The following is a 14756-nucleotide window of genomic DNA, read 5'->3' on the forward strand; positions in this document are numbered from 1 at the left end:
CGTCTCTGGGGGGAAGGTGTGATTATTTGACGTTATTGTGTGAGCTGAGAGCCGGTGTCGTTTTCATCTTCATTCACTACAAACCAGGGTGTCAGCTGGTTTTGACGTAAATAGCCTTTGGCTGTTCTTACCTGGTATTCCCGGCCGAGGGGATCATAACGGTATGTATCGGCATACAAATCCTGCCGTGCGCTGTCATCGCAGAGGTACTGCCAGGCATTCAGGAAAAAGGGCTGGTAGGTTCGGACAGGTTGTCCTTTACCGTCATACTCGGTCCGGCCCGAGACCGCCCAGCGGGTTGTTGTATAAGCAGTGATGGGGTTTCCTTTCGCGTCTGTAATCAGACTGCCATCTGTGGCGCGTTGCCAGGCTTCCCCTGGCGCATGGTATATTGCATTTTGCAATAAACGGCCAAAGCCATCGCTGTAGGTGACACTTTTACGCAGTTGTTGCTCAGGATCGGTGTCATAACGGTCAGTGGCCAGCGCCAGAACATGGACAGGCTCCCGTGAATCGGTCAATGCCTGCTCATCCATCACCATACCCTGACGTTGCTGCCAGCGCCGGAAACCCAGTGCACAAATCCGCTTATCTTCCGTCACCACACCCGCGTCAAGCAGTGCCTGCCATGTAAAGCCCGCCATAGATTCCCGATAAGTTTGCGCTAATGGCATCCAACTCAGCGGCGCATAGACGATGCAATTAGCGACCGGCAGATTGGGTTTTAAGCCGAGTGCTTCTTCCACGGAGGATGGCGGTGTAAATGGGCGCTTTTCAGGCGGGGTATAACCCTGCGGAGTGCCTGCCTCTGTCCCCCAGAACCGGCCGGATGACACTTGCCCCAGCGCATTCAGGGTGATGTGTTGTTGGTTGTCATTCGCATCCATTATCTGAACCGGTGTCAGGAAGCGGTAATCATAGGCAGCATTCGTGTACAGGCCGGCAGCATCCTGTATGCGAATGACGGCACAGTAATGGGTATCCCAATCAATGGCAGTTTTCCCAACCTGCACCGTAGCGCGCTGGGCCAACGGACGGTAAAACGCCTCCGCCCCTCCGTAATCGGTATAGCCCTGACGGGCGACCCAGACCGCCGATCCCGCCCCGGTATTGAATGGTCGAGGAACACACAAGTAACCCGCTTCAATTAATTTCTTTTCCAGGGCTTCAGGGGTCAATGTGCCATTAAAGGCCTGCAACGCCACCTCATCAAAAACCGCGGTTTCGGTATAAGCCACCAATGCCTGTCGGGTCGGGTTTTCTTCGGGGCCGGTATAGGCCACACGCTGATGCCCCAAATAGGTTAGGGGCGTCCCGGGAGCTATCAGACTGTTTGCGGCCAGCAAGTCCTCTACCGTAAGACCTTCACGAGGTACCCGTTCTGCCGGGTAGGCCCAGGCATCGCTTCGTACAACATCAGTCAGCCCCAGCACCTGATATTCTGTGTTAGTCAGATGATGATAACCTTGCCGTTGCCGGGTAAGCCGCAATTGCTGTTGCTGCTCATCATAGCTGCTGCCAAATAATGTCTCCGGCAGCGTATCCGGGTAAGGCGAGACAGCGGGTTTAGGGCGGCGGGGATAAGCAATCTCGACAGTCTCCCGGGGAAAACCGTAGCGGTCACTGTTCAGTACCACCTGCTGATGACATTGGGGATCTTCGGCAACACGTTCATATTGCCAGGTTCTTTGCTCAATCACACTGGGCCAGACTGTCGGCGAGTTGCCCGGCAAACCCAAAATCCGCCTGACCTGGGGCCGGCTGTCCATGACAGTATACGGCACGCCAGCAAGTACCGTGCCATCGTCGCCATAGACTTCACTGTGTAACGGTTGGCCTTTTAATGCCCGGTGCAGCCAGTAAGCTTCCTCCGTTGAGGGAACGAGTGTGACATCCTGTTCTTTATCAGGGTCAAAATGCGTAAAACGGCAGGTAAAGGGCGGGAAAGCCTGTTTGTCCCCGTGCCAGAATTCATTTGCCAACAGGGCATCAACGGCGGGAACCCCCGTGGCAAACCAGCTGATTGTGATGGCGGGCGACAGGGGATCGGTGACTGACGAATGGGTTGCCTGTGCCAGCTTATCAGTATCTTTTTGTCTGACCCGGCCAAATCCCCAGAACTCACGCTCTCTGCCATCCCAGGCGCCATGGGCATAATCCTGCTCTGACGTCAGCCGGTTACCCGTGATTTCATCCCGTACTTCAGTACGCCACAACACATGGATAGGAAAGGGCAGATAACTGGCTACAGAACGGCCCTCGCTTTCGGTCTGTTGTTTCTCATCCAGCCAGAATTGCGCCGAACTGCGGTAAAACAGCGTGGTTTCCGCGCCCATATTATTGTTGATAGTATTCAACAGCCAGGGTTTGTGTTGCGTCAGGTCAAGGCGCCAGTGTTTCACCGCCCTATGCGGCACGGTCAGGATAATGCTGGATACGCCTAATCCCTGCGTATCAGCAATATGTAACTGACAGGTCCGGTCAAACAGGACATCCTCAGGCAGATTGATACGCACCGGTGCGGCAAACTGATTACCGCTTTCATTGATAAACAGTTCCAGATAAGTGCTGTGGGCATAGAGAATGTCGGTGGTGCCGGAACCGTCAATATCCGCCAGATACACCTGATCGGGATTAAAGTTGTTGGCTGAAACCGCCAATCCTGTCAGCCTGATGGGGTGCCCAAAACGGCCGTGCCCCAGATTAGGCCAGCATGTCACGCCGTCAGCCGCAATTTCTGCCAGATGCTGTTGACCGGAACCCAGCATATCGGCAAAGGCGACCAGTTTTCGTTCATCCGCGCCGGGGATCGGTAAGGTAATGCCGTCAGATTGAATAACGGTGTTGCCTGTTTTCCAGCCCATTGGTTGGTTAGCATACAAACGGACACTGCGTGGTCCAATCATCACCAAATCAGCCAGCCCCGCGCCGGTCAGGTCGGCCAGCTGTGACTGAGGGTGAAAATACTCGACGGGCAAGGCGGATAGCGGGATAAAAGGCGACCACTGTCCGTTTGGCGCCATCGTGTGATAGCCATTGACCCCGGCGGAGGTGACGACCCAATCCAGCTTGCCATCCCCGTTGAGGTCCATCAGTGCGGCATTATTCTGCTGGGCAGGGATCTGTGGCAGTGGCTTTATTTCACCATAGGCCACGGTATCGGGTTCTTCCACCCGGGGGTCACGTACGGGAGAACGATACCACCACGCGCGGGGAGCATCCTGATAAAGGATACCCGGCAAGCCCTCGCCATACAGGTCCACGAACTGATACGGCTGTAAGTGATTAAATTGGTCCAACTGTGGCATGGGCTGCCAGGCCGGCAACGACGCTGTATCCAGCCGTTGATAATCCAGCTCCAGCGGCGGTAGGGTGACAGGCGTCCCATCATTTTCATGGGCCACCTGACGGGCAGAAACCAAAGTACTGATGCTGTGATTGGGATCGTAACTTAGCATCAGACGTGAGACTAAGGCAGGCACTTCACCGGTCTCATTTTTACCTGCCAGCGCATTCAGGCGATGGAACATCAGCACCTGCCGGCACAAGCGGCGGGTACGGATTTCAAAGCCGTATTCAAAACGGGAGAAACAATCGGGGCGAACTGTCCAGCTTGCCGATCCTGCCTGAAACGCAGGCACTTCATACAGCGAGCCTGCTCGTTCGCCGTAATCAAACACCAGATGGAACAGCCATTGATTATTGGCCGGCAGTGTGTTGTCCAAAGCAAACAGGCTCGCCTGTGGCGTGATATTGCCGTAGTTAACCTGTATTAAATAACGTTGTCCACCAGATAAAGGATGCTGTCCTTTTTCAGGCCCATCGCAGCCCGCGTCATCTTCGGCACGGTATTGATAATAAATATGCTCACCGGTGGGCGTCACGGTCTCTTCGAGTAGCCACTGGGCAATCTGGTTATCATCCGCCGGATTAGCCACCCGGGCGTGGGCATTTTTCCCAAACAGATGGACTTGACCATTGGGACTGAACATCACCCAAAAGGGTTTTTGCATGTTACCCTGCGCCGGCTGCCAGTATTCCAGCCGGCTGAAATCATGAACGATACGGGGCTGATAACGGGTCACCTGCCAGTTCTCATCTAATGTGACGCCCTGCAACTGGTTGGTGGTGCGGATATCCGGCTTACCTTGTTCGTTAGGGGCAACCTGCATTACCTCGCCCATCGGGCATAAAAAGGTGTCGTTGCCCTCATAACGCGGCACGCCATGTGAGGTACGCAGGCTGATAGCCATGGGAGCAGATTGCCACCCCATGCCAAAAGCGCCATTGCCGCTGCCGCTGCTGTAGGTGAGGGACATAGCCGGGGCAGTGCCGCGTCCGCTGGAAATCGGCAACGGTAATGACAGTGAGGCCATTCCGTCGGGACCACCTCCGGTAAAGGTTTCCCCCATTCCCCGGAGTGTGCCGCCACCTTTGGGCAGTGACGGTGTCTCCAACTTCAGTTCATCTGAACGTAGCATGTCAAACTCCTTACAGGCCCCCAATGAGGCCTGTATTTAATAACTATCTGGATTAAGAACGGATGGTGTAACGGATGTGCAGAATGATATCGTTCAGACTCTGCAACAGCGCCTGTTGTCGGTCGGTCGCATCCGGGAAACTCAGCGTCAGGCTGCCGCTGTCTGTTACCGGAATGCCTTCAAACGGCAGGTAACGCGCATCGTTGAAATCCAGTACAAATTGCCCGCTGTCGTTCATCCCATGGGAGAGGGCAATGGCATTGCAGCCGCGCGGCATCACCACACTGCCACCGTAGTTCAGCACGGCCCGGATATCTTCATATGGGCCAACCAGCGCCGGTAAGGTAACACTCACCTGCTTCAACTGGCGGGTACTACCAAGGCTTTCGGGATAATCACTGAAAATATTCAGGTCGGATAACCGTACTGAGGCTTCCATCTGGCGGTTGCTGAGTTTCAGCTCGTTTCCGGTAGGGCCTGCGCTGCCTTTGCCTTGACTGAGGAACTGCGTGAGTTTTTCTGTCAGGCTAAAATTGTCTGATGATAAGGTTTGATAGAACTGCGCCAGTGATACTGTACGGGTCACTTCCAGTGCGCGTTCATCACGCTCCAGCCAGGCTTTTTCCATCTCCGCCAGGTTCAGCAGCAGGGTTTCACCAGCCATCAAGCCCGCGGTGGTGCCGTTCCAGGCGCCGCCCCGGATAAAGGTGACGCCGTTGTCGTTCAGTTCGCGGCGCAACGCTTCCTGCGCCATCAGGCAGAAGGATTGGGTCAGGTCAAAAAACTGGTAGTAGATGGCGCTCAGTTTGCCACGCATCCAACTGTAGAGCGCTTTGTTGGTGAATTTACGCTGCAAGAGTTCCAACTGGACTTGGGTCTGGGCTTGCTGGGTTTCCTGATATTCCACCTGCATTTGTGCTGCTTCACGACGGATTTTCAAGGCTGCCAGTTGGGCATCCATCTGCCTGACTTCACCGTCGGCGTTATCACGCTGAATTTCCCACTCCTGACGGCGGCGGCGATAGGTTTCAGAACGACTGATTTTTTCCGCAGAATATTGTGAAGCTGTTGCTGAAAGGGACAACACAGATGCCGCAGCGTGCAGCGGTGCTCCCCAGCGGCTGCCCCCACAAGCAAAACCGAACACGTTTGGCGCCAGATCAGCTGCTCCTCCGGTAGTCGAAAGCACCTGACCGGCCAGAGATTGGCTGGCCGCCGCATCAAACAGTGACATAGCCCGCTGCTCTCCGTGGTTGATGTCTTCATCATACAGTCGCTGGTACTTCTCCAGACGGTTCTGCGCACTGCGTCGACTTTCTTTCAATACGGCGATATCGGCCTCGACTTCATTCACTGTCCGTTGCTGAATGCGGATGCTTTGTGTCGTCAGCTCCATGCCTTGCTGCAATAACAGCGTAGTCAGTTCATCGGCATCATCATGCTCTGCCATACTGAGCAAAGAAGCTCCAAACTGAGTCAATTGCGTCACCAGATTGCGGGCCCGTTCCAGCATCACTGAGAAGCGGTATAGCGATAAGGTGCCTTTAGGCAGTGCACTGCCTCCCTGAGACGCCTGTACCATGTTGGTGAGGAGTGCTTTCGGATCGGTAGGTTCGGCGTAAATTGCCAACGAGAGCGGCTGCCCATCAATGGAAAGATTGTTGCGCAGGTTAAACAGGCGCAGACGCAAGGTTTTCCAGTAATCGGTGAGCGCTGGGTTATATTCCGGCAGGAACAGCCCGACCAGCGAGTTGGCGGTGCGGGGCTGTGTGGAAATATCCCCGTTATCCAGATCTGCAAGATCCCGCTGATAGCCCGCCTGTACAGTCTGGCTGGCCGCGACGGAAAGGGACGGTGCTGCCCACTGGCTGCTGCCATAATCTTCCGGCTCATCACCGAGCAGCTCCAAAGCACGCACATACCACATTTTGGCTTCATTCAGCGCATCACGGGTCAGTTCGCGATAGGCCATATCGCCACGCAGAATAAGTTGATCCAACAGGCGCATAAAAGTGGCGACTTTGTAATGTGTCGGATCATGCTGGGCAACGGCATCCGGGTCAACCGCATCCAGCGGATTGGCATGCCAGGAGGTGGTTTCTTCCAGTGGTCGGCAATTCCAGATCCAGGGAGCGATTTCCCCGTTAACGATATAACCGGCCGGGTTGTAGACGTAATTCATCCATTTGGTGGCTTCGTCGAATTGTTTTTCCTGTAAAAGACGCTGGAAGCACATCATGGGGGTGTAGTAGAACAGTTCCCAGTAATAGAGGGCACAGGCGCTGTTAAAATCCAAGGGTTCGGTGGTGGTGCCGTTATGTGGTTGCACACCAGCAAACATACTGGTATCCGATTTAACATGGATAGCTATTTTACCACCGTTATCCGTAAAGTGTGGCCCGGCCCACGAAACGTCATTGGGGTTCTTCTGGGTGGTTAAGAACACCCTGGCAATAAATTCTTGATTCAGCGGTGTATCATCCAGAGGAATAAAGAGCCGGACATTGAGTTCGTTATCTTGCAACAATCCTGAGTAGATAACATGAACATTATTATCAACTACGTGTTTAAGGTTGAGCTTGAATGCCCGACTGGTGCCATGCGTTGATGAATTGTAAGGTGGTAAGATGAAAGTAGCATAGAAACCTTTACCTAACTGAGGTTCCGGTAATCTCTGGGTTTCCATAGTTAAAATGGTATCAATGCCCGTATTCGCTCTGGACACCAGTTGCGGTGCCAGCAGGGTATTGAGACGGATACGATAAACTCCTAGCTGCATATACTGCGCACCCGAATGGGTTTCACGCAGAAACAGAATATCTTCCGGATTATAATTTACCCGTTTCACCGATAACGTTCTCTTGATCTTACCCAGTACTCGCCATTTTTTGGCTCTGGCCTCAAAAGTGATATCCAGCGGAGCAATATTATTGATAAAGGTCAACGATGAAGCATCAATTTCCAGTGGCTTAAAGGTGTACTGCATGGCGTCAAAACTGTTGGCTGGCAAGGAAGCTGCATAGCCACTGGCCGTAAAGGTATGGGTTTTACTGCCAGTTACAACCGTAATTTTGATATCGGCATTGTTAACTTCTGTATCAATATCTATCCAGTTGTATGTCCTATAAGAAGACCATATATGGTAACCAGGGTAGCCTGGAAGATAGTCTACACCATCAATAGCATAGCTACACTTTTCAAAATCACTTGTTTTGTTGCTGCCAACATCAAAAACTTGGTGTGTAAGATTATTTGGAGAAAACTTAAACTCGAAGAGCCGATTACGATAATCCTTATTAGGTGCCAGAATCAAGTTTCTTTCAAAATTTCCATAGCGTTCGTTTTGTACTGACGCAATATAGTTTTTCGTTTTATTGTAAACAACGATTGGTCCTCCAAGATCACGATAATTGCCTTCATAAAGTGGCATATGTGATATGATAAATTCATTACCATACTGTGACGCCCCGTTCACGCCAGCAAGTTTCATGGCACTGATTTGTTTGTTTCTGATTACATCGTTACCGCTATCATATCTGACAGTAAAAGTCGCATTACTTAGCGTAATCACAAGGTTGTCACTGGAATATTTACTGGCTATCTGTGGTATATTCCCTTTTTCCATCACCGTCAGACCATAGTCACCAACGGCAGAACCCATATGCAATGAGGTGGGTATTTCAAAATCCTGAGCAAAACGATAATTAGCTTTTCTCACCAAGTCGTTGTCTTTGGTATTGGTGATATCAAAAGTATTTTTCAGCGTGCTGTAGCGGTTAAGCTCGCTGTTTTTCATTTGTGTCAGGGAGCCATCGCCGTAAATAGTCATCCCTGCTACATTTTTGTTGTTGCTGCTAAAATCGCCGTAATTCTCTCCCGTTTTGTATACGAACACCAGTAGCGTGTCTTCGTTCTGATAACCTGATGCTGCCAGGCCCAATCGTTCAATGTCAGGCTTATTGCCAGTGACCGCCATCACCTGCGAGGTAATATCGTAAGACCAGGGCGCACTCCAACTGCCGTCATGACGTAAAAACGCCAGCTTTAATATAAAACGGTCATAGGTTTTCACCGGATCAGTGCCGTTTTCCGCCACTTCATCTTTTTCCACCCAGATAAGGTGCAAACGCTCCCTGAATACGACCGGACGCACTGCATCTTTGTATGGGCTGACCGCCGTATCAATCTTCGTCCACTCTTTCCAGGCATTGGCGGCCAGTTTACCTGCCTGCATGCGGGAGATATCCACGTTACGCCAGTAGTAATCCGGCAGGTTTTCCCGCGTTTGCCCGACAAACCAGGTCAGCCCGGTGTTGCTATTCACATTATCGTGATAAGCACTGACCACTTTCAGGTCCGCCACGGTTTCAAAGCGGGTCAGATAGGTTTTAAACGCCTCCTCCACCGTGTCCCGGCTGAGCTTACTCTGGCTGATGTTTTCCAGCAGCTCATCCATCATTCGGGTCTGCCCGATACGCTGCGTCGGGTCAATGTAGTTTTCCGGATAATAGACCAGCCGCGACACCCCGCCCCAGGTGCTGTAACGGTTATTCACCGCCCAGTCGGTAAAGAACTGACGGGTGGACACATCGGCACGGGCATTCGGTTCTATCCGGTTCAGTGCCCGGTTGATGTAGAGTTGAATACCGGCGATCGCCTCCGCCAGTCGGGTGGTTTTCACGGCAGAGGAAACTTGATTATCAATCAGAAAATAGCTGTACAGATCATCCCGGCTTTGCAGGAATACACCCTCAGGCTGGATATTCGCCAGAAACCAATTGCACAGCACGCTACTCAGGCGCTCCGCGGTATGATCCGTCAGTGCCTGAGCCTGTTGTTTACTGAGCCCGGCTTCCATATTTTCTGCCAGTGTTTGCCACTCATCCCAGGAAGGTAATTCTGATTCTGGCTTGTTCAGTACAGTCACGTAACGGATATTCACCAGCGTTCGGATAACTGATGGCATGGTGTGCAGTTCTGATGCCACATCCATCCATTGCAGCACAGAGTTGATGTTCTGCCAGCTTTTAAGACGGCTCACCCTGGCGCAAGTCATGGCCTGTGTCACCATACTGATGTCCAGAGCCATCACCGAGGCTAATCTGTCTGCCGTTAGCGTCTGCTGACGCAGTATATCCAGCGTATCAGAGCTGAGATTACCCAATGTATTAATCCACTGGTGGAATCGGTAGAGTGAAAATAGGGTATCGATATTGTGTTGTCCGGCGGGTTGACTTCTTGCCCCCAGCACCGAGAAACCGGAAATAACCAACACAGAAAGCTCCGCTTCACTGAGGCGTAATTTCTGCACGGAAAGCGACAATTGGGCCATCACATGGCAGAACTGCACCAGTTGGGTCGTTTCCTCTTTACTCAGCGTCTCTTTGAGTACCAGCCTCATAAATCCGCCAATACCCAAACCGCCCGGTTTCAGGTTATCTGTCCATAACAGGATATAACGCGCCATATCGGGTGACGCCAGATTCAACGTAGCGGCAATAAACGGCGCAAGAATTTCAGCCTGAAGCTCCCGATTGCTATTCTGCGCCATGTCTTCATTAATACGCGGCCGAAGCGTATTAATCAGGTTATTGATTTCCGGCGAAATATTTCCGCTGAATTCGGGTGTACATAACAACCAGAGCTCTTCAGTGGTGATTTCCGCCTCGGTCAGCCATTGTGTTATCTGATACAACCAGATAACCAGCCGCGCCAGTTCCTCAGAAGACAGGGAAGCCGTTATTTTGTCACTGAACGGCGAAAATCTATACAGCATACACAGCTCATTGACCGCTAGCTGATGGGCATGGGCCAGTAACTTTAAGCGATAAAGTGAGGAGATCACGGAGACAGAAAGTGTGATGTTATTTTGGGTATCCAGTACACCTGCCAGTTTGCCTAGCTGATACAGCTCACCGCTGTTGACACCCAACCCACGCATCAGGGCCGAACGGGCAAAGGTAGCCTGCTTTTCACCGGGATCAATGCTGACCTTGTTGCCGTCGGCTTCAAAGATTTTCCCTTTCAGCGGTGGCATGTTAAAGAGACGGTTAAAATGGCTGACATTGTCATCGTCGGCATACTGACTGATAACTGAACCGTTCAGCACCTGTGCGTCATCAAAGCTCAGGGCATAACGGCTACTGTAGAACAGGGTATAGAAAACTTTGGTCAGAACTGAATCAGTTATGATGCCCTGTGCGTTATCACTGTATACGATAGTTTGCAGTTCATTCGGTGAAAGTCCGGTGGCCTGGCACAACCGAATGGCTTTATTCAGCTTGAGAGCGAAAATAGTCAGCGAGTAACTTTCGAAGATAAAGACTGGGGTTCCTCGAGGCCCTTTAGGGCCATTATGATTATAAGCAAAGATTGTCGCCCCTTCTTTTAAATCATCAGGGATAAGCGACGACAGCACGTCACTTTGATAAACCGTATTCGCATTGATTGGCGCAGAAAACTTGCCTATAGCCTGACTACCTTGGATCGTGCCCACCCGACTTTTACGTATAATGAGCTCGCCATCATTTTTTTTGAAATTAGCTCTGATAATGAATTTGTTATCACCTTTGTAGACCAGATCCCAAAAGTTCAGGTGTTTCGCATCATCCCCGCCAGGAACTCGGGTTATTTTGTAAGCGCTGAGCTTACCTTCTTGATCCGTCAGCAGCCCCATTGAAATATTATCCACATAAACAGAGCCGCTGCCAGAAGTGTCGCTTTGCATCATGCCGAGGTATTTTTGCACGTCAGCAGGCTCAAGACCATAATACCGGGCTATCCATGATTGCGATGCGAAATTCTCAGGCGTGATATTTTCACTGAAATTTTTCGCAAATAAAGCATCGGCGTTCTTTTCTGTGATCTCCTCGGTCAGGATGTTATAAAGTTCTGGCGAAATCTTGGCCAGAATAGCCAGTAATGAGGCTCCTTCCGCTTGCCCCATGACTTCCGGGTTACGGGATAGCGCTGACAGGGTGCTGTCATGCGCCATAATAACCTGACGGATCGTCTCATAAGGCTGATGATAAGGTGTGTCAATGGCCTTGCGGTAAGTCGACAGGCTCTTCATCAATGCATCCGAGTTACTCCCGGTCTTGCGGGTAATATGTTCCAGCAACAGTTCATTAGACAGTGTCAGGGTGGAAATTTCCGTATCCATATTACGCTGACTCAGTGTCAGATTAGCCAGATCTGGACGACGGTTATTAAGATGATAAGCAGAACTTGTGAAGTGTAAATTCTTCGCTTCGCGATACAACTCTGTGAGATAGCCAGCCGGTGAGAACATGGAGGCAACAGAACCAGGACTTACAAAGGAAGAAGAACGAGAGCCAAACATTTCATCATAACTGCGTGAAAGGCTGTTTTGCTCAATACCCAGACGGATAGCACCAGATAATTGTGGGTTAGAACGGGTGAAAATACGTGCTTCCAGCAGACGATGACGTTTTTTTTGTTCAACGGCTTCGTGATGGAGATAGCGAGCCTCCCCCCAACTAAGCTGTTTCTCGAACATTTTTCTTAGTTCGCCAAATGAGAAAGGCTGAAGATCGGCGAGGGTCATTGATTGACCGTCGCGAGTTTGATTGATTTTGTTCAGTAATACATTCGCACTGTACATAATAATCCTAATTATTTTATGGAAGATGTCCAGAAAGTTGGGTAGACAATATTTTGTAAACTACTTTCCTATGAGGGCATAAAAATCTGTGGAGCACTTATTATTTCCCACTGATTTTTATGCTCTCTCTGCTATCCCGTCTACCAAATTCAGTGATATCACCATTAACAATCCCAAATGCGAAATTCTTATCATTTTTTAATTTTTTTATGCTACTTGAAACCACCCCATTAAATGACTCCCATTCAGAACAGTCCTTATTTAGGTCATTACTACTGGTATCTAAACGAAAAGGTTGAGGGTCTGATATAATGAGAACATTATATTTTTCGCTGCATTCTTTTCATTAACATAGACCGTATATGTGTTTCTCGCATCCTCTACACGATATATATCGTACAATTTGTGTGGATCATTTACCGTCAAACGATTTTTAACAGAACCCCAATGCGACAAGCTCCAATAAACGTCAAAGCTTCCTCCATAAATTGAATATTCTACATTACCCTCAGTCCCTGCAGTTAAGGTTCCTCTGGTAGAAAATGAATCCCTTCCATAAGGCTGAATAGTTGATAGAGGTTTGGAAACCCAGCTACCCCACTCCACATTTTTTCGAATTACAGAGAGGCTATATTGAGTGTTATTAACAACAGTGTATTTAACTATGTCATAGGTTTTAGTTGATACATGTTCTTTGTTACTACTGCACCCAAATAAAAATAATATTACTGTTAAGAATAAAATTCGATATTTAGTGACCATTTTTTAATCCATTGCTTGCGACTTAATCTATTTTTTGGTGTGTAGCTCCGTATGCTCAGATTGTAAGTGTATACATCAAGTGCATGAGTCACTCCATAAGCACATCCTACGATGAATGAAGAACTCAACACTTACCTCTTGTAACCTGAGTTCCGTTTTCCCGTGTCACACTGCACACTTGGTAAAGCAGAGAACCTCTGTGACAACGGCGACAATGATAGAGAATAAAAAAACAAACAAAACATTATACTTATTTATTTAATTAAAAAGGTTTTTATTCCGATGTAATAAATATTATAATAATTAATTTCCAATAATAATAAAAAAAGACACATGAAGCAGCAGTTAATACCTTTTTAAAAACAGGGAATAGATCATTCACTCCTTTTAAATAAAACCATTGACGAGTAAATGGAAAATCTATAGATCTGTTGTGTGTTATTTTTTTAAGAAAGATCTGAATCTGTTTGGGATTACGTCATTGAAATACGTTATAAACTTTACCATCATATACTCACCTGCAGACAGAAAACTGTCATTGCTCAACGATAGCAATCATGAAATCACACTATCAAACCAAGCGGCGCGACTGCTGCTTGAAATGGTCACTAACAGCAATGAAACTCTTCATCGGGAAGATTTATTGAAAAGGGTATGGGAGGATTATGGTTTTACACGTTCAAACAATAGCCTCAATGTCGCTGTAAGCGAGATTCGAAAATCATTTGAATCTTTGGGAAGGGATCCAAAGATTATCATCACCATTCCTAAAGTAGGTTTTCGTTTCGAGGGTGCTGTAGAGCCAGTAATTAAACAGAGTGAAAATAATGTTTTTCCTATTAATGAAAGTGAGGCGCAATTAAAGCACCCCGCTGATAACACTATTTTCATAAGGCCAAAAAACCAACAAATAAAAAAATTCGTTATATGTATGACTTTCGTTTTCCTCTGTAGCTACGCTTCTTATGAAGCTTTTATTACATTCAAACACTTAAACGTACGCGATGAAAAAACAACATTTCTTTATAGCGTTGGAAAATGTGACGTTTATGCATTGGGAGATCTCCCAATAGATGTGGGTGGAAATTATATTGATATAGCCAAACAAGATATCAACAAAGAAGCCATTAATTGCGACTTCGCGAAGGGTAATATTTACTACAAAAAAACACGTAGTGGCAGTCAGGACATACAAGTTAGTTTTATAGGCATATGTGGCTTAGACAAAAATAACAAAACTAAAGACTGCAGAAGCATATTAAACAACTTTGGTGCAAATCGATGAAAAAAAACCATTGGTTATATATTGCGCTTTCATTACTTTCCATTATTTTGTTAATAGCATCATTTGAAATTATCAATGTGGACAATAAAAAAAATAACATCGAGATTCGATGTGCGGGTGAGTTAACTTTACGTAGAAAAGTTAATAACACTGATCTAGCCAATTTAAATGAAAAAATTTTTTTATTTTTATATGGTAATGGGACAGGTTTCTTGATACAGAAAGGTGTACTGTCAATAGATAATAAAAATTACATAATCGATCGTGAAGTAAAGATTGATTACACTGATTTTGATAAGGATCAGATATACACATTCAAAATTATAAATGTAAGATTATGGGTTAGTGACAATATCCCACCCACAGTTGATACGATATTCCCCATATTGGGAAGAGTGCAGTCATCCTTTTACCTAAATATTACGTCGGTTGATAAAGATCTTTACATTTTCAACGAGCTTTCGGGGCCTCTTTTCTTGTGTAAACGATTTTAAATATCCCAGCTCCCTTTACTTGGGGGCTGTTCGGAGCGCTACCTGGAACGTGTTTCGTTATAAAAAGCGTATCCGTATTTATCTTCTACGGGGGAGTTTTAATCAAGCCA

5 protein-coding genes are annotated in these 14756 nt (G+C 48.3%); 2 read left to right on the forward strand and 3 right to left on the reverse strand.

From position 1 onward, the window contains the following. Positions 1-32 precede the first annotated feature (32 nt). The 3 genes from Xmir_RS18860 to Xmir_RS18870 all read right to left on the reverse strand — a co-directional run bounded on the left by Xmir_RS18860 (position 33) and on the right by Xmir_RS18870 (position 12867). A complete protein-coding gene (locus tag Xmir_RS18860; RefSeq protein WP_099115657.1) occupies positions 33-4481 on the reverse strand; it encodes a SpvB/TcaC N-terminal domain-containing protein in 4449 nt (1482 codons plus the stop codon). Positions 4482-4533: 52 nt separating this feature from the next. Next, a complete protein-coding gene (locus tag Xmir_RS18865; protein ID WP_099115658.1) occupies positions 4534-12105 on the reverse strand; it encodes a Tc toxin subunit A-related protein in 7572 nt (2523 codons plus the stop codon). Between the two features lie 282 nt (positions 12106-12387). Beyond that, a complete protein-coding gene (locus Xmir_RS18870) occupies positions 12388-12867 on the reverse strand; it encodes a hypothetical protein (RefSeq protein ID WP_099115659.1) in 480 nt (159 codons plus the stop codon). Between the two features lie 481 nt (positions 12868-13348). Between Xmir_RS18870 and Xmir_RS18875 the strand changes: the two genes are divergently transcribed. Both Xmir_RS18875 and Xmir_RS18880 read left to right on the forward strand, forming a co-directional pair. Beyond that, a complete protein-coding gene (locus tag Xmir_RS18875; RefSeq protein ID WP_167386014.1) occupies positions 13349-14152 on the forward strand; it encodes a winged helix-turn-helix domain-containing protein in 804 nt (267 codons plus the stop codon). Beyond that, a complete protein-coding gene (locus Xmir_RS18880) occupies positions 14149-14646 on the forward strand; it encodes a hypothetical protein (RefSeq protein WP_099115661.1) in 498 nt (165 codons plus the stop codon). Before Xmir_RS18875 ends, Xmir_RS18880 begins: the two co-directional genes overlap by 4 nt. The last annotated feature ends 110 nt before the right edge of the window (positions 14647-14756 follow it).

It is taken from the genome of Xenorhabdus miraniensis (assembly GCF_002632615.1).